Annotated in this window: 20 protein-coding genes; all 20 read left to right on the top strand. The window is 59.8% G+C overall.

The window, feature by feature from the left end; all coding sequences use genetic code 11:
• Positions 1-2: 2 nt before the first annotated feature.
• The 20 genes from flgJ to KUA23_RS21680 all read left to right on the top strand — a co-directional run bounded on the left by flgJ (position 3) and on the right by KUA23_RS21680 (position 22,949).
• Positions 3-1,274 carry a flagellar assembly peptidoglycan hydrolase FlgJ gene (flgJ, locus tag KUA23_RS21775; protein WP_100492392.1) on the top strand — a complete coding sequence of 424 codons (1,272 nt, stop codon included), beginning with the start codon at positions 3-5 and terminating at the stop codon, positions 1,272-1,274.
• A gap of 10 nt (positions 1,275-1,284) precedes the next feature.
• Positions 1,285-3,339: a flagellar hook-associated protein FlgK gene (gene flgK, locus KUA23_RS21770; RefSeq protein WP_100492393.1), complete on the top strand. Its 2,055-nt coding sequence runs from the start codon at positions 1,285-1,287 to the stop codon at positions 3,337-3,339.
• 14 nt (positions 3,340-3,353) lie between these two features.
• Complete coding sequence (locus KUA23_RS21765; protein WP_100492394.1) at positions 3,354-4,967, top strand: flagellar hook-associated protein 3; 1,614 nt, start codon at positions 3,354-3,356, stop codon at positions 4,965-4,967.
• A 275-nt stretch (positions 4,968-5,242) separates the two neighbouring features.
• Positions 5,243-6,172 (top strand): ketoacyl-ACP synthase III, encoded by a 930-nt coding sequence (locus KUA23_RS21760; RefSeq protein WP_078049628.1) that lies wholly within the window; start codon positions 5,243-5,245, stop codon positions 6,170-6,172.
• Positions 6,173-6,436: 264 nt separating this feature from the next.
• Complete coding sequence (locus tag KUA23_RS21755; RefSeq protein ID WP_100492395.1) at positions 6,437-7,837, top strand: flagellin N-terminal helical domain-containing protein; 1,401 nt, start codon at positions 6,437-6,439, stop codon at positions 7,835-7,837.
• 75 nt (positions 7,838-7,912) lie between these two features.
• On the top strand, positions 7,913-8,266 hold the full coding sequence (locus KUA23_RS21750) for a flagellar protein FlaG (RefSeq protein ID WP_100492396.1): 354 nt from the start codon (positions 7,913-7,915) through the stop codon (positions 8,264-8,266).
• An 80-nt stretch (positions 8,267-8,346) separates the two neighbouring features.
• On the top strand, positions 8,347-9,738 hold the full coding sequence (gene fliD, locus KUA23_RS21745) for a flagellar filament capping protein FliD (RefSeq protein ID WP_033900746.1): 1,392 nt from the start codon (positions 8,347-8,349) through the stop codon (positions 9,736-9,738).
• Positions 9,739-9,851: 113 nt separating this feature from the next.
• On the top strand, positions 9,852-10,256 hold the full coding sequence (fliS, locus tag KUA23_RS21740) for a flagellar export chaperone FliS (RefSeq protein ID WP_100492397.1): 405 nt from the start codon (positions 9,852-9,854) through the stop codon (positions 10,254-10,256).
• 25 nt (positions 10,257-10,281) lie between these two features.
• Complete coding sequence (gene fliT, locus KUA23_RS21735) at positions 10,282-10,578, top strand: flagellar protein FliT (protein ID WP_078049623.1); 297 nt, start codon at positions 10,282-10,284, stop codon at positions 10,576-10,578.
• A 170-nt stretch (positions 10,579-10,748) separates the two neighbouring features.
• Positions 10,749-12,224: a sigma-54 dependent transcriptional regulator gene (locus tag KUA23_RS21730; RefSeq protein WP_252992828.1), complete on the top strand. Its 1,476-nt coding sequence runs from the start codon at positions 10,749-10,751 to the stop codon at positions 12,222-12,224.
• A 109-nt stretch (positions 12,225-12,333) separates the two neighbouring features.
• A complete protein-coding gene (locus KUA23_RS21725; RefSeq protein ID WP_252994305.1) occupies positions 12,334-13,545 on the top strand; it encodes a sensor histidine kinase in 1,212 nt (403 codons plus the stop codon).
• 7 nt (positions 13,546-13,552) lie between these two features.
• Positions 13,553-14,929, top strand: a complete 1,377-nt coding sequence (locus KUA23_RS21720; protein WP_252992827.1) for a sigma-54-dependent transcriptional regulator — start codon at positions 13,553-13,555, stop codon at positions 14,927-14,929.
• A gap of 132 nt (positions 14,930-15,061) precedes the next feature.
• A complete protein-coding gene (gene fliE / locus KUA23_RS21715; RefSeq protein ID WP_015885194.1) occupies positions 15,062-15,391 on the top strand; it encodes a flagellar hook-basal body complex protein FliE in 330 nt (109 codons plus the stop codon).
• Between the two features lie 16 nt (positions 15,392-15,407).
• Positions 15,408-17,186 (top strand): flagellar basal-body MS-ring/collar protein FliF, encoded by a 1,779-nt coding sequence (fliF, locus tag KUA23_RS21710; protein ID WP_078049621.1) that lies wholly within the window; start codon positions 15,408-15,410, stop codon positions 17,184-17,186.
• Positions 17,179-18,198: a flagellar motor switch protein FliG gene (gene fliG / locus KUA23_RS21705; RefSeq protein WP_010208743.1), complete on the top strand. Its 1,020-nt coding sequence runs from the start codon at positions 17,179-17,181 to the stop codon at positions 18,196-18,198. The genes fliF and fliG overlap by 8 nt, the downstream gene beginning before the upstream one ends.
• Positions 18,199-18,208: 10 nt before the next feature.
• Complete coding sequence (gene fliH, locus KUA23_RS21700) at positions 18,209-18,973, top strand: flagellar assembly protein FliH (RefSeq protein ID WP_100492400.1); 765 nt, start codon at positions 18,209-18,211, stop codon at positions 18,971-18,973.
• Positions 18,963-20,321, top strand: a complete 1,359-nt coding sequence (fliI, locus tag KUA23_RS21695; protein WP_078049619.1) for a flagellar protein export ATPase FliI — start codon at positions 18,963-18,965, stop codon at positions 20,319-20,321. Before fliH ends, fliI begins: the two co-directional genes overlap by 11 nt.
• Before the next feature lie 3 nt (positions 20,322-20,324).
• Entirely contained in the window at positions 20,325-20,774 is a 450-nt protein-coding gene (gene fliJ, locus KUA23_RS21690; RefSeq protein WP_028617325.1) for a flagellar export protein FliJ, read from the top strand.
• Positions 20,775-20,928: 154 nt separating this feature from the next.
• The gene (locus KUA23_RS21685) at positions 20,929-21,234 is read left to right on the top strand and encodes an STAS domain-containing protein (protein WP_033900756.1); all 306 of its coding nucleotides are present in this window, start codon (positions 20,929-20,931) and stop codon (positions 21,232-21,234) included.
• The gene (locus KUA23_RS21680; protein WP_252992826.1) at positions 21,231-22,949 is read left to right on the top strand and encodes an ATP-binding SpoIIE family protein phosphatase; all 1,719 of its coding nucleotides are present in this window, start codon (positions 21,231-21,233) and stop codon (positions 22,947-22,949) included. Before KUA23_RS21685 ends, KUA23_RS21680 begins: the two co-directional genes overlap by 4 nt.
• Positions 22,950-22,951 lie beyond the last annotated feature (2 nt).

Raw genomic sequence — 22,951 nt, 5'->3', positions numbered from 1 at the left:
CCATGGTCATGGATATGCGCAAGAGCGGGATCAGCAGCACGGCGGATTCGGGGTCTTACTCCGACCTGAACCGGCTTAACCAGCTCAAGGTCGGTGCCGACAAGAACAGCGAAGGCAACATGCGCAAGGTCGCGCAGGAGTTCGAATCGCTGTTCTTGAGCGAGATGCTCAAGTCCATGCGTTCGGCTACCGAGGCGCTGGGTAAAGACAACCCGATGAACACGCCGGCCGCCAAGCAATACCAGGAAATGTACGACCAGCAGCTGGCCGTCTCGATGTCCCGCGAGGGCGGTGGTATCGGCCTGGCCGACGTGCTGATGCGCCAGATGCAGAAGAACAAGCCGGTGGAGGCCCAGGCCGCCACCTTGCAGGGCCCGGCAGGTACCACGCCTGAGAAGAAAGTCGATGTGCCGACCGAGATTGCGGCCGGCACCCAGGCCGAAGGGCCGCTGGGCCGCTCCAATGGCCAGCGTCCGTTGTGGGCGTACCGAGTGGCTGAGCCGCAGGCCGGCGCCGCGGCGTCCCACAGCAACGACATGGAGCTGATGAACCAGCGTCGCATCGCCTTGCCGAGCAAGCTGACCGATCGCCTGCTGGCCGGCATCGTGCCGAACGCGCCCGTTGCTATCGATGCCAAAAGCGCGCCGCTGCGTAACAGCGTGGCCGATGACAACGTGATCAACAGCAGCGCGCGCACCTTCGCCGTGCCGAGCGGGCGCATGCAGGTCTACGGTCGCGCCGTGGCCCAGCCACCCTTGGCGCCGGCGAAGAAGGCCTTCAGCTCACAGGATGAATTTGTCGCCACCATGTTGCCGATGGCCAAGGCGGCCGCCGCGCGCATCGGTGTCGATCCGAAGTACCTGGTGGCCCAGGCCGCCCTGGAAACCGGTTGGGGTAAATCGGTGATGCGCGCCGAAGACGGCAGCAGCAGCCACAACCTGTTCGGCATCAAGGCCGGCCAGAGTTGGCAGGGCGGCCAGGCACGTGCGATCACCAGCGAGTTCCGGGATGGGGCGATGGTCAAGGAAACGGCGCAGTTCCGTTCCTACGCCTCATACCAGGACAGCTTCCACGACCTGGTGACCTTGCTGCAAAGCAATGATCGCTATAAAGAAGTCATCAAATCGGCCGACAACCCGGAACAGTTTGTACGCGAGTTGCAGAAAGCCGGTTACGCCACCGACCCGGCCTATGCCAGCAAGATTTCGCAGATCGCCAAAACGATGGACAGTTACCAGAATTACGCTGCCGCTGGCGCAACCACACATTTATAAGGTCTGAACCATGAGTTTGCTCAGTATCGGGATGTCAGGGCTCAATGCCTCTCAAGGATCGCTGTCGGTCTTGAGTAATAACATTGCCAACGCCAATACTCCGGGTTATTCGCGTCAGCAGACCACCCAGAACGCCAGTGCGGCCAACCAGTACGGTGGTGTGTACATCGGCAGCGGTACCACCCTGGCCGATGTGCGCCGGGTGTATAACGAGTTCCTCGACGCGGCCTACCAGAACAGCACCTCGCTCAACAGCGATGCCAAGGCTTACCTCGACCAGGTCAGCGCTGTCGACAAGACCCTGTCGGACAAGACCACCGGTATGTCGGCTGTGCTCAGTGAGTTCTTCTCGGCCGTGCAGACTGCCTCGGCCAACCCGAGCGATGTCTCGGCCCGCCAGGTGTTGATCACCAAGGCGCAGGCGCTGAGCAATCGCTTCAACTCGATCTCTACACAGTTGGGCCAGCAGAAAGAAACCATCAACAGCCAGCTGTCGTCGATGAGTGACCAGGTCAACAAGCTGACGTCGTCCATTGCCTCGCTCAACAAGCAGATCGCCCAGGTGCAGGGTTCGTCGAACACGGCCCCGGCCAACCTGCTGGACGCGCGTGCCGAAGCCGTGCGTTCGCTGAACGAATTGGTCGGCGTGACCGCCACCGAGAAGAATGGCATCTTCAGCGTCAGCACCGGTTCCGGCCAGTCGCTGGTATTGGGTGACCAGTTCAACACCATCTCCGCCGTACCGAGCAAGAACGACACCAGCCAGTTCACCATCCAGCTCAACGTGGGCGGCGGTGAGTCGCTCGATCTGGGCAACGTGCTCAGCGGCGGTAGCATCGGTGGTCTGTTGCGTTATCGCAGCGATGTCCTGATGCCTGCCATCAATGACCTGGGGCGCATCGCCATCGCCACCGCAGACACCATCAACAACCAGTTGGGCCAGGGCCTGGACCTCAACGGCCAGTTCGGCAGCTCGCTGTTCAAGGACATCAACAGCGCCGCGGCCATTGCCCAGCGCAGCCAGGCTTCGGGTGGCAACAGCGCGGGTTCCGGCAACCTGAACGTGTCGATCAAGGACAGCAGCAAGCTGACCAATTTCGATTACAAGGTCACCTTCAACGACAGCGCCAACCCGAACAACGTCACCGTGGTGCGTTCCGATGGCAAGGCCATGGGGACGTTTGACGTCACCGCCACGCCACCGGCCGTGATCGATGGTTTCACGTTGGCGCTCGACGGCAAGGGGCCGATGGCTACCGGGGACAGCTTCAAGGTCAGCCCGACCGCCAATGGTGCCAAGGACATTGGCACCGTGATGACGGATCCGAACAAGATCGCTTTTGCCGCGCCACTATCCGGGCAGGCCAGTAAGACCAACGAAGGTACCGGCACGTTTACCCCGCCGACCCTGACGGTGCCTTTGGATATCCAGGGCGGCGCCGCCACTGCCCAGTTGCGCACGGGGATTGAACATTCGATGCCGGTGAAGATGGTATTCGGCAAGCCGGCAGCCGACGGCACCCAGCCGTACACACTCAATGATGCCCAGGGCAACCCGATCGGCACCGGCAGCATTGTTCCGGGGCAGGGCAACAAGGTCACGATCAACGTGCCGATGCGCGATGCCAACGGTGCCCTGGTGGTGCCGGCCAAGAGCTTCAGTTTCGACACCACGGTGGGCGGTTCGCCGGCCAACGGCGACAGCACGACGTTCTCGTTCAATGCCTCCGGCAAGTCCGACAATCGCAACGCCCAGCAACTGATCAACCTGCAGACCAAGGCGACTGTAGGCACGGCGGCCGATGGCAGCGGCGGCACCAGCCTGGTGGGGGCCAACAGCAAGTTGGTCTCGACGGTCGGCGCCAAGGCCGCTTCGGCCGGTACCGACAGCACGGCCACCGGGGCGCTGCTGACCGCCAACAAGAATGCGCGCAACTCGGTCTCCCAGGTCAACCTGGATGAAGAGGCGGGCGACATGATCAAGTTTCAGCAGTACTACACCGCGTCGTCGCAGATTATCAAAGCTGCGCAAGAAACCTTCAGCACACTGATCAATGCCCTTTAAAGGAGTCTGGGACGATGCGTATTTCTACACAGCAGTATTTTGAAACCAGCTCCGCCAAGTACACGGAGAACTACTCCGGTGTGGTTAAGGCTCAGGATCAGGCGAGTTCCGGCGTACGCGTGCAAACTGCTGCGGATGATCCGGTTGCAGCGGCGCGCCTGCTGATGTTGCAGCAGCAGAAGGACATGCTGGGTCAGTTCAATGGCAACATCACCAGCTTGAAAAACTCGCTGACAAACGAGCAAAGTGTGCTTGATGCAATCAACGACGCCATGCAGCGCGCCAGTGAGTTGGCGCTCCGTGCGGGCGGTTCAGTCAGTGACGCCGATCGCAAGTCCATTGCCAGTGAAGTCGGTGCCATCGAGGATCAGGTATTAGGTCTGCTCAACAGCAAGGACTCGTCTGGCAACTATATATTTTCCGGGTCAACGACTCAGACACCGCCGTATTCTCGTAACAGCGATGGTACTTACAGTTATCAAGGCGACGAAACGCCCTTGAGCCTGCAAGTGTCTGACACCCTGAACGTCGCTGCAGGTGACACCGGTAAAAATGTCCTGGAAGGTGCGGTCAACTCTGGGCGTACGCAAGCCAAGTGGATTCAGCCGGCTACTGTCCCGCCGGCTCCGCCAGCGGTCAATGACAACAAGGTTTCGCTGTCCGCTGGGTTGGTCACCTCGGGCACTGACTACACCCGCAAATTTGCTGATGGCCAACCCTACAAGCTGACCTTTACCAGCAGTACCCAGTACAAGGTGTCGGACAAAGATGGCAACGATGTCACATCTGAAATTCCCGGCAACGGCACATTCGACTCCACCAAAGAGGGCAGTTCCACTGTTGCGCTGCGTGGTGTGAAGTTTGAAATCTCCTTGAACCTCAAAGGTGTCACGCCTGGTGCGGAATCTGATGCGTTGGTCAAGGATCGTGCCTTTACCCTGGAGACCAAGCCGGATACCTTCAGTGTTTCACGAACCCCGAGCAACCTCTCAACCGTCCAGTTGACAGGTGCCCGAGTCAGTAGTCAGGCAGACTATGCCAGCACTTTCCCTAATAGCGGTGCGGTGATCAAATTCACCAGTTCCACCGCCTATGAAGTGTATGCCCAGCCCTACACAACCAACAGCAAGGCGATTGCCAGCGGTGACACCGGAGGGGCGACCACCGTTACTGCAGCCGGCATCACGTTTGATATAAGTGGCGGCACTCCTCTAGGAACGCCGTCTGCCGGCGATCAGTTCGCTGTGGGGGCCAGCACCAAAAAAACACAGAGTGCCTTGGATACCCTCAGCCAATTGCGCCAGGCCCTGGAAGAGCCGGCGGACGGTAACCCGGCTGCACAAGTCAAGCTCAAGGACACTCTGGATGCTTCTTTGAGCAACCTTGCCAACTCCCGCACACAATTGGATAACGTGCGCGGCTCCATCGGTGCGCGCATGAACGCACTGGATATCCAATCTGCGGAAAACACCAGTATTGGCACGGCCAACAAGAGCACCATGAGCGACCTGGCCAACATCGACATGGGCGAAGCAGCGATCAACCTGGCATTGCAGCAAACCATGCTCCAAGCCTCTCAGCTGGCTTTTGTGAAAATCGCCCAGTTGAGCCTCTTCAACAAGATGTAAGTGGCACTACATCAAGCGGCCCGCCCTGGAAACAGGGCGGGCCGTTGTCGTTTCTGGGATTTAATTGTTTGAAGGTTTTGCATAAAGCACACAAAATTGAGTGACCTGTGAGTCATAAAGCGCATCTTCACTGTATCGTGTGAAAAGGATAAGTCGTCACAGGGTCCTTGCGAGGCGGCTTTCAGCGAGATTTTTATGGGGTTATCCCCTTTATTGTCAGCACTCCGGGCGTGGCCCAGGGGTGTTCTCCAGCTATTTAGTATTGGGAAGCCACAATGATTGGCATAAAAAGCATCGCCAGTTACGTGCCGGCAGACGGGATCGATAACTACGCCCAGGGTGCCAAATTCGCCAAGGATGAAGAATTCATCATTGGCAAGATCGGCTCGGCGTTCCTGCCGCGCAAGGATGCCGCGCAGGAAACCTCCGATCTGTGTGTCGAGGCGGTCAACGCTTTGTTTGCCAATAACCCGGATTTGAAGCGCGAGTCCATCGATGCGCTGATCGTCGTCACCCAGAACGGTGATGAAGAAGGGCTGCCGCACACGGCCGCCATCGTCCAGGACAAGCTCGGCTTGCCGACCCACGTCGCGGCCTTTGATATTTCCCTGGGCTGCTCCGGCTACGTCTACGGGATCTACGCAATGAAGGGCTTCATGGAAGCTGCCGGCCTGAAAAACGGCCTGCTGATCACTGCCGACCCGTATTCGAAGATCGTCGACCCGGAAGATCGCAACACCACCATGCTGTTCGGCGATGCCGCCACCGCCACCTGGATGGGCGAAGACGCGTCTTGGTTGCTGGGCAAATCCAAATTTGGCACCGACGGTTCCGGTGCGCCGCACCTGAAGGTCAGCGACGGCGTGTTCTTCATGAACGGTCGCCAGGTCTTCAACTTCGCCTTGCTCAAGGTGCCGGCGCACTTGCACGAGTTGCTCGATGAGTCGCAGCTCAAGGCGGACGAGATCGATGCCTTCTGCATTCACCAGGGCAGTGCGGCGATTGTCGATGCCGTGGCGCGTCGTTTTGAAGATGCGCCGGTGGACAAGTTCATCAAGGACATGGTCGAGACCGGCAACACCGTGTCGTCGAGCATTCCGTTGCTGCTGGAAAAGCACGTGATGGACGCCACCTGGAAGCGGGTGGCTATCAGCGGTTTTGGTGTGGGCCTGTCGTGGGGCTCGGCAATTCTCTATCGCCCTTGATGCCTTGATAGCGTCCACAAAAAACGCCGATGATCGAAAGATCATCGGCGTTTTTTATTTGGCGCCAAAAAACCCAATGAAATCGGGCTTTGGAGCTCGCGTAAACCCTTGAATTGCAAGGGGTGGCACGACGCCAGCAAAAAAAACAAAAAAAATCCTCAAGCAACCGGCTACCACGACGATAACTATTACGTAGGTTCTCAGGCCACACCCGGCGGTTGCCAGGGCCGGAAGCCGCAGTATCCATCCAACGAGGATTTCGTCATGGCTTTAACAGTAAACACCAACATTGCTTCGATCACTACTCAGGGCAACCTGAACAAAGCTGGCGGCTCCCTGGCCACTTCCATGCAGCGCCTGTCTTCCGGTCTGCGTATCAACAGCGCCAAAGATGATGCTGCCGGCCTGCAGATCTCCAACCGCCTGACCAGCCAAATCAACGGTCTGGGTCAAGCAGTTAAAAACGCCAACGATGGTATCTCCATCGCGCAGACCGCTGAAGGCGCAATGCAGGCTTCGACCGACATTCTGCAAAAAATGCGTACCCTGGCTCTGTCCTCGGCAACCGGCTCCCTGAGCCCTGACGACCGTAAGTCGAACAACGACGAATACCAGGCCCTGACTTCGGAACTGACCCGTATCGCCCAGACCACTACTTTCGGTGGCCAGAAGCTGCTGGACGGTTCGTACGGTACCAAAGCTATTCAGGTTGGCGCCAACGCTAACGAAACCATCAACCTGAGCCTGGACAACGTTGCAGCGAACAACATCGGTTCGCAGCAAATCAAGTCCGGCACCATCCTGGCTGTAGCTGGCAAAATCACCGTGACCGGTAACGGTCAAACCGCAGACGTTGACGTTGCTGCCAACGCTTCGGCTAAAGACATCGCCAAAGGCATGAACGGCGCGATCGGTGGCCTGACCGCTACTGCCAGCACTGAAGCTCAGTTCAAGGTCGACAAGACTGCCGCTACTGCTGCTCCTGCTACTTTCACCATGGATGTGGGTGGCCAGAAGGTCGACTTCATCGGTGTTACCAGCAACGCCAACCTGGCTGACCAACTGAAGTCCAACGCTGCCAAGCTTGGCATCAGCGTTAGCTACGATCAGTCCAAAGATGTACTGACTGTAAAATCCGACTCGGGTGAGAACATCGCGTTCAGCGCTGTGACTGCTGGTGCTTCGGTGACTGTCGCTACCAAAGATGGTTCGGGCAAGTTCGGTGCCGACGTGGCGGTTGCCAACGCCGTGATCGCTACTGGTGCTGTCAACCTGGATTCGGCCAGCGGCTATTCGCTGACCGGCACAAGCGCCGCCGGTGTGTTCGGTGCCGTTACCGCATCGACCAAAACCAGCGTTGCTCAGACTGACGTCACCAGCTCTACCAACGCTCAGAATGCCCTGGCTGTTATCGACAAAGCCATCGGCACCATCGACGGCGTGCGTTCCGGTCTGGGTGCTACCCAGAACCGTCTGACCACTACTGTAGATAACCTGCAGAACATTCAGAAGAACTCCACCGCTGCACGTTCCACTGTTCAGGACGTCGACTTCGCTGCTGAAACCGCCGAACTGACTAAGCAACAAACTCTGCAGTCGGCTTCCACTGCGATCCTGTCGCAGGCTAACCAACTGCCATCCGCTGTACTGAAACTGCTTCAGTAATCAGCGCGCTTGGTAACTGACGGAAGGGCGCGTTTACGTGCCCTTTCGTCTTTTCAGTTGTAGAGGAGATTGGACATGGACATGAGTGTGAAGTTGAACCAGTCTTATCCACCGGTTGCACCTCAGAGTGCAGTGGCACATGTCATTGCGGCTGACAAAGAGAAGGCAAAAGTAGGGGCGGTAGCACCATCTGGAGGCGAGCCTGAGCGAGCCGATCTGGAAAAAGCGGTGACCGACATACGCGAATTCGTACAAGCGGCCCAGCGTAAACTGGATTTTACCATTGATGATTCCACCCATCGGGTTGTGGTCAAGGTCATTGCCACTGAAAGCGGTGAAGTGATCCGCCAGATACCCTCGGAAACAGCATTGAAACTGGCTCAGAGCTTGTCCAGTGCAAGCCATGTGTTGTTTGATGACAAAGCCTGAGCTGGCATGAAACTTGTTGCTGTCGAGGCTTGAAGTGTTGTTAGTCAAGAAAACGGCAGCCACCGATTAGGAGAAAGATGATGGCGGGTTCAACGGTTAGCGGTATTGGTTCGAATATCGATACGCAAGCGATTGTGAAGTCCTTGGTGGACTCCGAGAGAGCACCCAAGCAGACTCAGATCAATACCCAAACGCAGAAAGCGACCACCACGCTGTCTTCGATCGGCAAAATTCAGGCTGCTCTGGATGCTTTCCGCGGCGCTCTAGACACAATGACCAATAGTGCCAGCTTTACTGGTCTTACCGGCTCATCTTCGGATGAAAAGGTCGCCACCATGAAGGCGAGTAATACTGCCTCCAACGGTAGTTTCAGGCTGGTAGTCGATAACCTGGCAGTGGCTTCCAAGTTGTCAAGCAAGACGTTTGCAGCGGGCCCTCAATCGGTCGTCAATGCAAGTGATCAGGCGACAACGCTGACGATCACGCAGTCGGGCAAGAAGTTCGATGTGAGTGTGCCGCCAGGAGCGACCCTGCAACAAGTGCGTGATTCCATCAACACTCAATTCGCGACGGCAGGCTTGAGTGCCAACGTCCTGACTGACTCCAGTGGCTCGCGTCTGATCTTGACGTCCACCACCATGGGGGTTGGGTCGGACCTGACATTGTCCGGTAATTCCGGCCTGGACGTCGGCTCCACGGTGGTTGATACGCCAAAAGACGCCAAATACAGCATCGACGGTATTCCAGCGACGTCCAAGACCAACGACATCTCCGATGCGTTAAGTGGTGTAAGCATCAAATTGCTCTCGCCGTCTCCGTTCCCGACAACCGGTGATACAAGCAAACCTATTGCTACGCTGATCACGGTGAGTACTAACACTGCGACACTCAAGTCTGGGGTCAAAGGGTTTGTCGACACCTACAATGCCTTGCTGACGGCGATGACGGCAGAGACTAAAGTTACGAAAAACCCGGATGGCACAACCACGGCGTCAACACTCACCGGCGATTCGACGATGCGTACCCTGCAGACAGCGCTGCGCAATGAATTCAATTCGCTGGGAGGGACTGGGGCGTTGAAATCCCTGGCTCAATTTGGCATCAGTACCAACTCGACCACTGGCCAGTTGGTGATGGATGACAAAAAGTGGGACGCTGCCATGGTCAATAACGCAGCCGATATCAACAGTATCTTCACTGGCAAGACCGGCCTGCTCGCTCGCCTGAAGACGGCAACCGATGATTACGCCAAGCCTGCAACGGGTATTCTTGCTACTCGTTCGACGAGCTTGTCCGACAGTCTGAAAGACTTGGTGACCCAGCAGTCGGCTTTGGATGAGCGGATGACTGCTTTGCAAAAGAGTTTGCAAGACAAGTACAACGCCATGGACACCCTGGTTGCGCAAATTCGCCAGCAAAGTAACAACATCCTTGGGACGCTCAACGCTTTGAACAACCAGAAGAACAATTGATATTGCTCCGGAGTCATTAGCATCGCTTAGAGAGCCACCTAAAGCTTTTTATGCTCCGGACGACATATTGGTAACAGAAAACTTTTTCGATATGCCTGTCACGAGGTAGATACATGAATCCCATGAGAGCCCTTCGCCAATACCAGAAGGTCAATTCCCATGCCCAGATCTCTGAGGCTAGTCCGCATCGCCTGGTGCAAATGCTGATGGAAGGCGGCCTTGACCGCATGGCGCAGGCTAAAGGTGCATTGGCTCGTGGAGATGTTGCGCAGAAGGGCCTGATGCTTGGCAAAGCTGTGGACATTATTATTGGCTTGCGCGACGGACTGGATGCCGAAAAAAGCGAAAACCCAGCCTATGTCCAGCAACTGGAAAGTCTGTACGCGTACATGACCAACCGTTTGATGGAAGCCAATTTGCACAACGACGCCGACATGATCGACGAAGTCGCGCGTTTGCTGATCACCGTGAAAGAAGGCTGGGATGCCATCGGCGCGCCACAGACCGCCGCACAATAAGGCCATCGGCCTTGAGGAACACGTCATGAGCCAAGCATTGCAACGCATTGATGAAACCCGTGAGGCGCTGATCGGCGCGCTGGCGGACCGTAACTGGGACGCCATTGGCGAACTGGACCTGGGCTGTCGTCATGTCATCGACGAGGTGCTCAGTGAAGCGCCGGTCGATGAGGATGCGTTGCGCGAAAAGCTTGAAAGCCTGCTGGCGGTGTACCAGCAATTGCTTGAGGTGACGACTGGCGAGCGCCAGGCGATTTTCGAAGAGATGTCGCAGATCAACCAAGCTAAAAACGCGTCAAAGGTTTACCATCTGTTCGGCTGAATGGGCTCAGTTAGTCCGAACGGCGCGTCATATATTTGACTGTGCCAGCATTTTTGACTTAACTAGTGCTGTTTTCAGATTTCAGACGTCTAGTAAGGTACAAAGTCTTACAGGCGTCTCGATTGCCCTCACATCGGGGCAGGAAGTTTTACTAGGGAAGTTGCTATTGCATGTGGCGTGAAACCAAAATTCTGCTGATTGATGACGATAGCGTCCGCCGCCGCGATTTAGCGGTGATTTTGAATTTTCTTGGCGAAGAAAATTTGCCCTGCGGCAGCCATGACTGGCAGCAGGCGGTCAGCTCATTGTCATCGAGCCGTGAAGTCATTTGTGTGCTGATCGGGACGGTGAACGCTCCTGGCGCTGTTTTGGGCTTGTTAAAGACACTGTCCACCTGGGATGAGTTCCTTCCCGTGTTGCTAATGGGCGATATTTCTTCTGTCGACCTGCCGGAAGACCAGCGCCGCCGAGTGCTTTCCACCCTGGAAATGCCCCCCAGCTACAGCAAATTGCTCGACTCCCTGCACCGTGCCCAGGTCTATCGCGAGATGTACGACCAAGCCCGCGAGCGCGGTCGCCATCGCGAACCCAACCTGTTCCGCAGCCTGGTCGGCACCAGCCGTGCCATCCAGCACGTGCGCCAGATGATGCAGCAAGTGGCCGATACTGACGCCAGCGTGCTGATCCTCGGCGAGTCCGGCACTGGCAAGGAGGTGGTCGCGCGCAACCTGCACTATCACTCCAAGCGCCGCGACGGGCCCTTTGTGCCGGTCAACTGCGGGGCGATTCCGGCAGAGCTGCTTGAAAGCGAATTGTTCGGCCACGAGAAGGGCGCCTTTACCGGGGCGATCACCAGCCGTGCCGGGCGTTTTGAGCTGGCCAACGGCGGCACCCTGTTCCTCGACGAGATCGGCGACATGCCGCTGCCGATGCAGGTCAAGCTGCTGCGCGTGTTGCAGGAGCGTACGTTCGAGCGCGTGGGCAGTAACAAGACCCAGAGCGTCGACGTGCGCATCATCGCGGCGACCCACAAGAACCTCGAGAGCATGATCGAGGTCGGCAGCTTCCGCGAAGACCTGTACTACCGCCTCAACGTATTCCCGATCGAGATGGCCCCGCTGCGTGAGCGCGTGGAAGACATCCCGTTGCTGATGAACGAGCTGATCTCGCGCATGGAGCACGAAAAGCGCGGTTCGATCCGCTTCAATTCCGCCGCGATCATGTCCTTGTGCCGCCACGGCTGGCCGGGCAACGTGCGCGAGCTGGCCAACCTGGTGGAGCGCATGGCGATCATGCACCCCTACGGTGTGATCGGCGTGGTCGAGCTGCCGAAGAAATTCCGCTACGTCGACGACGAAGACGAGCAACTGGTCGACAGCCTGCGCAGCGACATGGAAGAGCGGGTGGCCATCAACGGCCATACCCCGGACTTCGGTTCGACCGCCATGCTGCCGCCCGAAGGCCTGGACCTGAAGGACTACCTCGGCAACCTGGAGCAAGGCCTGATCCAGCAGGCTCTGGACGACGCCAACGGCATTGTCGCCCGTGCCGCCGAGCGCCTGCGCATTCGTCGAACCACCCTGGTGGAGAAGATGCGCAAGTACGGCATGAGCCGCAAAGAAGGTGACGAACAGGCGGAAGATTGACGCCTGTTTTTTAAATCACTGAAACTTCAGTGGTTTTTTTTCGGCACGGGTATTGCTACAGCCCTCGCAACGTTCCGTTTAACTGACGGTCAGCCAGCGAGAGAGCATGATGCCCCACGCCGCCCAACACGCTTCCAGTCCTGCCATTGCAGGGCTGGTTCCCTCTGTAGAACAGCAAAGCCGCCAAGGCCTGGAACAGGCTTTTTCGCTGTTCAACCAGATGTCCAGTCAATTGACCGACTCCTACAGCCTGCTCGAAGCCCGTGTGTCCGAGCTTAAAGGCGAGTTGGCCGTGGTCAGTGCCCAGCGCATGGAAGAGTTGGCCGAGAAGGAACGCCTGGCCAACCGTCTGCAAAACCTGCTGTCGCTGCTGCCCGGTGGCGTGATTGTCATCGACGAAGAAGGCCGCGTGCGCGAAGCCAACCCGGCGGCCTGCGACATGCTGGGCCTGCCGCTGGAAGGCGAACTGTGGCGGCATGTCATCACCCGCTGCTTTGCGCCGCGTGAAGACGACGGTCACGAAATTTCCCTGAAAGACGGCCGCCGTTTGTCCATCGCCACCCGTTCCCTGGACGCAGAGCCGGGCCAGTTGGTGTTGCTCAATGACCTGACTGAAACCCGTCACCTGCAAGACCAGTTGGCGCGGCACGAGCGTCTGTCGTCGCTGGGGCGCATGGTCGCTTCTCTGGCGCATCAGATCCGCACGCCGCTGTCGGCGGCGCTGATCTACGCCAGTCATTTGACTGACGAACAATTGCCTGCCGCCACCCACCAGCAGTTTGCCGGGCGGCTCAAGGAGCGCCTGCACGAGTTGGAGCATCAGGTGCGCGACATGCTGGTGTTTGCCCGTGGCGAATTGCCGCTGACCGACCGCATTACGCCGGCCGAGTTGATGCAGGCGCTGCAGGCGGCGGCCGCCACTCATATTCAAGACGTGCACGTGCGTTGGCAGTGCGATAGCCACCTTGGTGAACTGCTGTGCAACCGTGACACCCTCGTCGGCTCGCTGCTCAACCTGATCGAGAACGCCACCCAAGCCAGCGGTCCCGGTGCGCGGCTCAAGGTGCACCTGTACAACCGCGAGCAAAACCTGCGCCTGTGCATCAGTGACAGCGGCAGCGGTATCGAGCCCGCCGTGTTGCAGCGTCTGGGCGAACCTTTTTTCACCACCAAGACCAACGGCACCGGCCTGGGCCTGACCGTGGTCAAGGCAGTGGCGCGTGCTCATCAGGGAGAATTGCAGTTGCACTCCCGGGTTGGGCGGGGCACCTGTGCATTGATGACCTTGCCGCTGTTTTCATGCGCGGCAAGCGCGGAGTAGGAAGGCTATGGCAATCAAGGTTCTGTTGGTGGAAGACGATCGCGCCCTGCGTGAAGCATTGGCTGACACGCTGCTGTTGGCGGGCCATGACTACCGGGCGGTCGGTTCTGCCGAAGACGCCTTGGAGGCGGTGGAGCAGGAGTCCTTCAGCCTGGTGGTCAGCGATGTGAACATGCCCGGCATGGACGGGCACCAGTTGCTCGGCCTGCTGCGCGCGCGTCAGCCGCAGTTGCCGGTATTGCTGATGACCGCCCATGGCGCCGTTGAGCGTGCGGTCGATGCCATGCGCCAGGGTGCGGCGGATTACCTGGTCAAACCCTTCGAACCCAAAGCTTTGATCGAACTGGTCGCACGGCATGCGCTGGGCGTGATCCCGGCCAGCGACGGCGAAGGTCCGATTGCCTTCGAGCCGGCCAGCGCGCAATTGCTGGAGTTGGCGGCCCGTGTGGCGCGCAGCGATTCCACCGTATTGATTTCCGGCGAGTCCGGCACGGGCAAAGAGGTGCTGGCACGTTACATCCATCAGCAATCGACCCGCGCCAAGCAGCCGTTTATCGCCATCAACTGCGCGGCGATCCCCGACAACATGCTCGAAGCCACGCTGTTCGGCCACGAAAAAGGCTCCTTTACCGGCGCCATCGCGGCCCAGGCGGGCAAGTTCGAGCAGGCTGACGGCGGCACCATTCTGCTCGATGAGATTTCGGAAATGCCCCTGGGCCTGCAAGCCAAGTTACTGCGGGTGCTGCAGGAACGTGAAGTGGAGCGCGTCGGCGCCCGCAAGCCGATCCAGCTGGATATTCGTGTGGTTGCTACGACTAACCGTGACCTGGCGGGCGAAGTGGCGGCGGGGCGTTTTCGCGAAGACCTGTTCTACCGTCTGTCGGTATTCCCCCTGGCCTGGCGCCCGTTGCGCGAACGCCCGGCGGACATCATCCCGCTGGCCGAGCGCCTGCTGAACAACCACGTCAAAAAAATGAAGCACGCCCAGGCGCGGCTGTCGGCTGAGGCCCAGGCCTGCCTGATCGCCTACCCGTGGCCAGGAAATGTGCGGGAGCTCGACAACGCCATCCAGCGTGCGCTGATCCTGCAACAGGGCGGCCTGATCCAGCCCCAGGATTTCTGCCTGGCCATGGGCAGCGGGGCCGCGCCGCTGCCAACCTTGGCGCCGGCGCCCGTGGTGGCCGACACCGAAACCGCCGGTGCGCTGGGCGACGACCTGCGTCGCCGCGAATTCCAGATGATCATCGACACCCTGCGCGCCGAGCGTGGCCGTCGCAAAGAGGCCGCCGAGCGCCTGGGCATCAGCCCGCGCACCTTGCGCTACAAGCTGGCGCAGATGCGTGACGCGGGGATGGATGTCGAGGCGTATCTGTTCGCCACCTGATTAGTATCGAGGCCGACAAGGTTTGTCGCCTTTTCTTACGAGTTGAACCAGAGCTGGCACCCTTGTTGCTACCTCCCCTAGTAAGTGCGGCGTAGCGTCAAAAAAAATGCGGGTTGTCGGAGAGAGAAGTTCATGAGCCAGGGTATTGAGTTCAATCGGTTGATGTTGGATATGCGCTCCATGCAAATGGATGCCATGGCTCAACCGAAATCCGTCGCGCCAGCGCCGGAATTGGGCCAAAGCAGCTTCGCCGACATGCTCGGCCAGGCCATCAACAAAGTCAGTGACACCCAGCAAGCTTCCAGCCAGTTGGCCAACGCGTTCGAGATCGGCAAGAGCGGCGTGGACCTCACCGACGTGATGGTCGCCTCGCAAAAGGCCAGCGTTTCGTTCCAGGCGTTGACCCAGGTGCGTAACAAGCTGGTTCAGGCTTACCAAGACATCATGCAGATGCCGGTTTAAGGACGAGATTTAAGTCATGGCAGAAGCAGTCGTGGACAACGTACCCGCCAAGGCAGACGGCAAACCGCCGCTGTTTGGCCTGTCGTTCCTGGAAAACCTCTCCGAAATGACCATGTTGCGTCAGGTGGGCCTGATGGTCGGCCTGGCTGCCAGCGTGGCGATTGGTTTTGCCGTGGTGCTGTGGTCGCAGCAACCCGATTACCGGCCGCTGTATGGCAGCCTGGCGGGCATGGATTCCAAGCAGATCATGGAAACCCTGGCCGCCGCCGACATCGCCTACACCGTAGAGCCCAACTCCGGGGCGCTGCTGGTCAAGGCCGACGATGTGGCCCGTGCGCGCATGAAACTCGCCGCCGCCGGCGTAACCCCGTCCGACAGCAACATCGGTTTTGAGATCCTCGACAAGGACCAGGGCCTGGGCACCAGCCAGTTCATGGAAGCCACCCGCTACCGTCGTGGCCTGGAAGGCGAACTGGCACGCACCATCTCCAGCCTGAACAACGTCAAGGGTGCCCGCGTGCACCTGGCCATTCCGAAAAGCTCGGTGTTTGTGCGCGACGAGCGCAAGCCAAGTGCCTCGGTCTTGGTAGAACTGTTTGCGGGCCGCTCCCTGGAGCCTGGCCAGGTCCTGGCGATCGTCAACCTGGTCGCCACTAGCGTGCCTGAACTGAGCAAATCGCAGATCACCGTGGTGGACCAGAAGGGCAACCTGCTGTCCGACCAGGCGGAAAACTCCGCGTTGACCCAGGCCGGCAAGCAGTTCGACTACAGCCGCCGCGTCGAAAGCATGCTTACCCAGCGTGTACACAACATTCTGCAACCGGTGCTCGGCAACGACCGCTACAAGGCGGAAGTGTCCGCAGACGTGGACTTCAGCGCCGTCGAGTCGACCTCCGAGCAATTCAACCCAGACCAGCCCGCCTTGCGCAGCGAGCAGTCCACCAGCGAACAACGCACCGCCGCCAATGGCCCGCCGCAAGGTGTGCCAGGCGCATTGAGCAACCAGCCGCCGGCCCCGGCCTCTGCGCCGCAGACCACCGGTGGCGCTACCGCCAGCGCTGGCGCGATTCAGCCAGGCCAGCCACTGCTGGATGCCAACGGCCAGCAGATCATGGACCCGGCCACCGGCCAGCCGATGCTCGCCCCGTACCCGGCGGACAAGCGTAACCAGTCCACCAAGAACTTCGAGCTCGACCGTTCCATCAGCCACACCAAGCAGCAACAAGGCCGCGTCAATCGCCTGTCGGTGTCGGTGGTGGTGGATGACCAGGTCAAGGTCAATGCCGCGGATGGCGCCGTCACCCGTGCTCCTTGGAGCGCCGACGAATTGGCGCGCTTCACGCGCCTGGTGCAGGACGCCGTCGGTTTCGACGCGAGCCGTGGTGACAGTGTCAGCGTGATCAATATGCCGTTCTCCGCCGAGCGTGGCGAAGTGATCGCCGAGCCGGCGTTCTACTCGCAGCCGTGGTTCTGGGACATCGTCAAGCAAGTACTGGGTGTGTTGTTTATCCTGGTGCTGGTGTTCGGCGTGCTGCGCCCGGTGCTCAACAACATCACCGGCAACGGCAAGAAACAGCTTGCCCTGGCAGGCGGCGACGTCGAGTTGGGTGGCATGGGCGGCCTGGACGGCGAACTGGCCAACGACCGCGTCAGCCTCGGTGGCCCGCAAAGTATCCTGTTGCCAAGCCCGAGCGAAGGCTATGACGCTCAGCTGAATGCAATCAAGAGTCTGGTGGCAGAAGACCCGGGCCGTGTGGCCCAGGTCGTGAAAGAGTGGATCAACGCAGATGAGTGATAATCGAGCCGCTGTTGCCAAGCTCACCAAGGTCGACAAAGCCGCAGTCCTGCTGCTGTCCCTGGGTGAAACCGACGCCGCCCAAGTGCTGCGCCACATGGGCCCCAAAGAGGTTCAACGGGTGGGCGTGGCCATGGCGCAGATGCGCAATGTGCACCGCGAGCAAGTCGAGCAGGTGATGAGCGAGTTCGTCGAGATCGTCGGCGACCAGACCAGCCTGGGCGTCGGCTCCGACAGCTACATCCGCAAGATGCTCACCTCGGCCCTGGGCGAAGACAAAGCCAACGGCCTGATCGACCGCATCCTGCTCGGTGGCAACACCAGCGGCCTCGACAGCCTCAAATGGATGGAGCCGCGTGCCGTTGCCGACGTGATCCGCTACGAACACCCGCAGATCCAGGCGATCGTGGTGGCCTACCTTGACCCGGACCAGGCCGGTGAAGTGCTCGGCCACTTCGACCATAAGGTGCGCCTGGATATCATCCTGCGCGTGTCGTCGCTGAACACCGTGCAACCGGCGGCCCTGAAAGAACTCAACACGATCCTGGAGAAGCAGTTCTCTGGCAACTCGAATGCCTCGCGTACCACCCTGGGCGGTATCAAGCGCGCGGCCGACATCATGAACTTCCTCGACAGCTCGGTCGAAGGCCAGTTGATGGACTCGATCCGCGAGATCGACGACACCCTGTCCGGCCAGATCGAAGACCTCATGTTCGTGTTCAACAACCTCTCCGATGTCGACGACCGTGGCATCCAGGCGTTGCTGCGCGAAGTGTCCTCGGACGTGCTGGTGCTGGCCCTCAAGGGCTCGGACGAAAACGTCAAAGAGAAGATCTTCAAGAACATGTCCAAGCGTGCCTCGGAACTGTTGCGCGACGACCTGGAGGCCAAAGGCCCGGTGCGCGTCAGCGACGTGGAAACCGCGCAGAAAGAAATCCTCACCATTGCCCGCCGTATGGCCGAAGCCGGAGAAATCGTTCTCGGCGGGAAGGGCGGCGAAGAAATGATCTAAGGCGCCTTTCATGTCGAACAAAGATGAGGCGCCCAGCGATCTGATTCGCGCGCGGGACGTCGGTGGGTTCGACATCTGGTCGTTGCCCAGCTTCGACCCACATTTGCCCGAGCCTGAGCCGGAGCCGGTTGAAGAGCCTCCGGCGGAGATGGAAGAAGTGCCGCTGGATGAAGTCCAGCCACTGACCCTGGAAGAGTTGGAAGCCATCCGCCAGGAGGCCTACAACGAGGGCTTCGCGGCGGGTGAAAAAGACGGTTTTCGCAGCACCACCCTCAAGGTGCGCCAGGAAGCGGAGGAGGCGCTGAGCGTCAAGCTCGCCAGCCTGGAACGCTTGATGGGGGTGTTGTTCGACCCGATCGCCGAGCAGGATTCACAGATCGAAAAAGCCATGGTCGACCTGGTGCAGCACATCGCCCGGCAGGTGATCCAGCGCGAGCTGGTGCTGGACTCCAGCCATATTGAAAGCGTCATGCGCGAAGCCCTCAAACTGCTGCCACTGGGTGTCGGCAATGTGCGGCTGTACATCAACCCGCAGGATTTCGAACAGGTCAAAGCCCTGCGCGAGCGCCACGAAGAAACCTGGCGCATCGTCGAGGACGCCTCGTTGCAGCCCGGTGGTTGCCGCGTCGAAACCGAACACAGCCGCATCGATGCCACGGTCGAAACCCGCATCAGCCAGATCATGGCCAAGTTGCTGGATCAAGCCCACGAGCAGGTGTTGAACCCGGCTGAGCCCGACCTGAGCGTGGACCTGGACGCCCCCGATGCGCCTTGATCGCACCAGCTTCGCCAAGCGCTTGAGCGGTTATGCCGAGGCCGCCGAGTTGCCTGGCCAGCCGATCCTCGAAGGACGCTTGCTGCGCATGGTTGGCCTGACCCTCGAAGCCGAAGGCCTGCGTGCCGCCATGGGCAGTCGCTGCATGGTGATCAACGACGACAGCTACCACCCGGTGCAGGTCGAAGCCGAAGTGATGGGCTTCTCCGGCAGCAAGATCTTCCTGATGCCCGTGGGCAGCCTGGCGGGCATTGCCCCCGGCGCCCGCGTGGTGCCATTGGCTGACACCGGCCGCCTGCCAATGGGCATGAGCATGCTTGGTCGCGTGCTCGACGGTGCCGGTCGCGCACTGGATGGCAAGGGCGGCATGAAGGCCGAGGACTGGGTGCCGATGGATGGCCCTACCATCAACCCGCTCAACCGTAACCCGATCAGCGTGCCGCTGGACGTGGGCATTCGCAGTATCAACGGATTATTGACGGTCGGCCGCGGCCAGCGTCTGGGCCTGTTCGCCGGTACCGGCGTGGGTAAGTCGGTGTTGCTGGGCATGATGACCCGCTTTACCGAGGCCGACATCATCGTGGTGGGGCTGATCGGCGAGCGGGGCCGCGAGGTGAAGGAATTCATCGAGCACAGTCTCGGCGAAGAAGGCCTCAAGCGCTCGGTGGTGGTTGCATCCCCAGCGGACGATGCGCCGCTGATGCGTTTGCGCGCCGCCATGTACTGCACGCGCATCGCCGAATATTTCCGCGACAAGGGCAAGAACGTCCTGTTGCTGATGGACTCGCTCACGCGTTTCGCCCAGGCCCAGCGGGAAATTGCCCTGGCCATCGGCGAACCGCCGGCCACCAAGGGGTATCCGCCGTCGGTGTTCGCCAAGCTGCCCAAGTTGGTGGAGCGCGCCGGTAACGCCGAAGCCGGTGGTGGCTCGATCACCGCGTTCTACACTGTATTGTCCGAAGGCGATGACCAGCAGGACCCGATTGCCGACTCGGCGCGGGGCGTGCTCGACGGCCACATCGTGCTGTCACGGCGCCTGGCGGAAGAAGGGCACTACCCGGCCATCGACATCGAAGCGTCCATCAGCCGGGTGATGCCGGCGGTGGTTACGCCGGAACACATGGCCCGCGCCCAGCATTTCAAACAACTGTGGTCACGCTACCAACAGAGCCGCGATTTGATCAGCGTTGGCGCCTACGTGGCCGGCGGTGATCGCGACACCGACCTGGCCATCGCCCTGCAACCGCAGTTGGTGACCTACCTGCGCCAGGGCCTCAACGACAAGATCAGCATGGGCGAGAGCGAAGCACACTTGCAGACGATCTTCGCCCCCGCGCCGGGCGGCTAAGCCATGGCCAACAGCCGCGCCGCACGCCTGGCTCCGGTGGTGGACATGGCCGAAAAGGCCGAGAAAACCGCCGTTCAGCGCCTGGGTTATTTCCAGGGGCAGGTGCGCTTGGCCGAAAGCAAACTGGGCGACCTGGAGCGTTTCCGGGGTGAGTACCAGCAGCAGTGGATCGAGCGCGGCAGCAAAGGCGTATCGGGCCAGTGGTTGATGGGCTACCAGGGCTTTCTCAATCAGTTGGAAACGGCTGTCGGCCAGCAGCGCCAGAGCCTGGCGTGGCACCAGAACAACCTCGATAAAGCCCGCGAGAGCTGGCAAGCGGCGTTTGCCCGGGTCGAAGGTTTGCGCAAATTGGTGCAGCGTTATATCGACGAAGCACGCGCGCTTGAAGACAAGCGCGAGCAAAAGCTGCTCGACGAACTGTCCCAGCGCCTCCCACGCCAGTCCCAGTTCTAAATGTGCTCGCGAATGCGCTGGGTCAGTCACAGATATATCAACTGACACACCGTATTCGCGAGCAAGCCCGCTCCCACAGTTGATGTGTGGTGTTGCTCAGATCGGGTTCGCCTGCTAAACCTTGTCTCATTGCCAAAGACAAGGAAGCAGTCGCATGTCAGTCGAGTCGGAAGTATCCCTGGATGGGACGAAGTTGACGATCGCGGTCAAGGGCCGGTTTGATTTCGGCAGCCATCAAGCGTTTCGTGATGCTTACGAGCGTTTCTATAAAGTGCCTGAGTTGTACGTCGTCGACTTGAAGGAAGCCACCTACATGGACAGCTCCGCCCTGGGTATGCTCCTGCTGTTGCGTGACCATGCCGGTGGCGATAATGCCGAAGTGCAGGTGATCAACAGCAACTCCGATGTGCGCAAGATCCTCGCCATCTCCAACTTCGACAAACTGTTCGACATCAGTTGAGCGCCCTGGCCCCGGTCCTTGAGCCGCTGACGATCCTGATCGCCGAAGACAGCGCCGCCGACCTGCTGTTGCTGTCGACCATCGTACGGCGCCAAGGGCACCAGGTGCTCACGGCCACCAATGGTGCCGAAGCGGTCGAGGTGTTTATCCGCGAGCGCCCGCAACTGGTGTTGATGGACGCACTGATGCCGGTGATGGACGGCTTTGAGGCGGCGCGCCGGATCAAGCAACTGGCGGGTGAAGAGTTGGTGCCGCTGATCTTCCTTACCTCCCTGCGCGAGAGCGAAGCGCTGGCGCAGTGCCTGGATGCGGGCGGCGATGACTTTTTACCCAAGCCCTACAACCAGCTTATTCTCGCCGCTAAGATCAACGCCATGGACCGCCTGCGGCGGTTGCAGGCCACGGTCTTGCAGCAGCGCGACCTGATTGCCAAGCATCATGACTACCTTCTGCATGAACAGCGGGTGGCCAAGGCGGTATTCGATAAGGTCGCGCATTCCGGTTGCATCAATGCCGCACCGAACATTCGCTACCTGCAATCGCCCTATGCGTTGTTCAACGGCGACCTGCTGCTGGCCGCCTACACACCGTCCGGCGATATGCACGTGCTGCTCGGCGACTTTACCGGCCATGGCTTGCCGGCGGCGGTGGGCGCCATGCCCCTGGCGGAAGTGTTCTATGGCATGACCGCCAAGGGTTACGGCCTGGCACAGACCCTGCGCGAGATGAACGCCAAGCTCAAGCGCATCCTGCCGGTGGACATGTTCTGCTGCGCCACCCTGTTGTGCCTGAGCACGCAGCGGCGCGTGGTGGAAGTGTGGAACGGCGGCATGCCCGAAGGCTATGTGCATGAAGTCGCCAGCGGCAAGCGTACACCGCTGGCGTCGCGGCATTTGCCGTTGGGGGTGTTGTCGGCCGAAGCATTTGATGACCGCACCGAAGTCTGGCCGATGGCGTTGGGTGACCGGGTGTTCCTGCTGTCTGATGGTGTGTTGGATACCGCCGATGCCAATGATCAGCTGTTCGGCGCCGAACGCTTGCAGCAGGTATTCGCTGCCAACCGTGAGCCGGATCGTCTGTTTGAAGACATTGAACAGGCCTTGGCGGCGTTTCGGGGTGAGGCGCGAGATGACGTGAGCATGGTGGAGATCACCCTGCAAGCGGGCCAGCAACTGCGTGCCAGCGGGCCGTTGTATGCTGACAGCGGCCAGTCGTGCCCGCTGGACTGGTCGGTGAGTTTTGAATTCCGCGCAGAGACCTTGAAGCGTTACAACCCATTGCCGTACTTGCTGCAATTGTTGCTGGAGATCCATGGCCTGCGGGAGCAGAGCGGGGCGCTCTACAGCGTGATGGCCGAGTTGTATTCCAATGCCCTGGAACACGGGGTGTTGGGCCTGGATTCGCGGCTCAAGCGCGATGCCCAGGGGTTTGCCGAGTATTACCGCCAGCGCAATGACCGCCTGGTGCAGCTCAACAGCGGCTACATACGCGTGCATGTGCAAGTGCTGCCGACCGCGGCGGGCGGCCGCATGACCCTGCGCGTCGAGGACAGCGGGCCTGGTTTTGACGTGGAACAGGTGCTGGCGCGGCCGCTGGATATTGACCGTCTGTCTGGCCGGGGTTTGAGCCTGGTGCGTCAGTTGAGCAGCGATGTACGCTGGTCTGATGGCGGGCGCAGTGTCTGCGTGGAGTTTTGCTGGGAGGCTCTGGCATAATC

It is taken from the genome of Pseudomonas pergaminensis, from assembly GCF_024112395.2.
Classification (GTDB): domain Bacteria; phylum Pseudomonadota; class Gammaproteobacteria; order Pseudomonadales; family Pseudomonadaceae; genus Aquipseudomonas; species Aquipseudomonas pergaminensis.
This window is presented reverse-complemented; position numbering and strand designations above follow the sequence as displayed.

What these genes read in the sequence shown, in the direction of transcription:
- flgJ (WP_100492392.1), top strand. Translation starts at nt 3, where the DNA reads ATGGTCATGGATATGCGCAAGAGCGGGATCAGCAGCACGGCGGATTCG.
- flgK (WP_100492393.1), top strand. Translation starts at nt 1,285, where the DNA reads ATGAGTTTGCTCAGTATCGGGATGTCAGGGCTCAATGCCTCTCAAGGA.
- KUA23_RS21765 (WP_100492394.1), top strand. Translation starts at nt 3,354, where the DNA reads ATGCGTATTTCTACACAGCAGTATTTTGAAACCAGCTCCGCCAAGTAC.
- KUA23_RS21760 (WP_078049628.1), top strand. Translation starts at nt 5,243, where the DNA reads ATGATTGGCATAAAAAGCATCGCCAGTTACGTGCCGGCAGACGGGATC.
- KUA23_RS21755 (WP_100492395.1), top strand. Translation starts at nt 6,437, where the DNA reads ATGGCTTTAACAGTAAACACCAACATTGCTTCGATCACTACTCAGGGC.
- KUA23_RS21750 (WP_100492396.1), top strand. Translation starts at nt 7,913, where the DNA reads ATGGACATGAGTGTGAAGTTGAACCAGTCTTATCCACCGGTTGCACCT.
- fliD (WP_033900746.1), top strand. Translation starts at nt 8,347, where the DNA reads ATGGCGGGTTCAACGGTTAGCGGTATTGGTTCGAATATCGATACGCAA.
- fliS (WP_100492397.1), top strand. Translation starts at nt 9,852, where the DNA reads ATGAATCCCATGAGAGCCCTTCGCCAATACCAGAAGGTCAATTCCCAT.
- fliT (WP_078049623.1), top strand. Translation starts at nt 10,282, where the DNA reads ATGAGCCAAGCATTGCAACGCATTGATGAAACCCGTGAGGCGCTGATC.
- KUA23_RS21730 (WP_252992828.1), top strand. Translation starts at nt 10,749, where the DNA reads ATGTGGCGTGAAACCAAAATTCTGCTGATTGATGACGATAGCGTCCGC.
- KUA23_RS21725 (WP_252994305.1), top strand. Translation starts at nt 12,334, where the DNA reads ATGCCCCACGCCGCCCAACACGCTTCCAGTCCTGCCATTGCAGGGCTG.
- KUA23_RS21720 (WP_252992827.1), top strand. Translation starts at nt 13,553, where the DNA reads ATGGCAATCAAGGTTCTGTTGGTGGAAGACGATCGCGCCCTGCGTGAA.
- fliE (WP_015885194.1), top strand. Translation starts at nt 15,062, where the DNA reads ATGAGCCAGGGTATTGAGTTCAATCGGTTGATGTTGGATATGCGCTCC.
- fliF (WP_078049621.1), top strand. Translation starts at nt 15,408, where the DNA reads ATGGCAGAAGCAGTCGTGGACAACGTACCCGCCAAGGCAGACGGCAAA.
- fliG (WP_010208743.1), top strand. Translation starts at nt 17,179, where the DNA reads ATGAGTGATAATCGAGCCGCTGTTGCCAAGCTCACCAAGGTCGACAAA.
- fliH (WP_100492400.1), top strand. Translation starts at nt 18,209, where the DNA reads ATGTCGAACAAAGATGAGGCGCCCAGCGATCTGATTCGCGCGCGGGAC.
- fliI (WP_078049619.1), top strand. Translation starts at nt 18,963, where the DNA reads ATGCGCCTTGATCGCACCAGCTTCGCCAAGCGCTTGAGCGGTTATGCC.
- fliJ (WP_028617325.1), top strand. Translation starts at nt 20,325, where the DNA reads ATGGCCAACAGCCGCGCCGCACGCCTGGCTCCGGTGGTGGACATGGCC.
- KUA23_RS21685 (WP_033900756.1), top strand. Translation starts at nt 20,929, where the DNA reads ATGTCAGTCGAGTCGGAAGTATCCCTGGATGGGACGAAGTTGACGATC.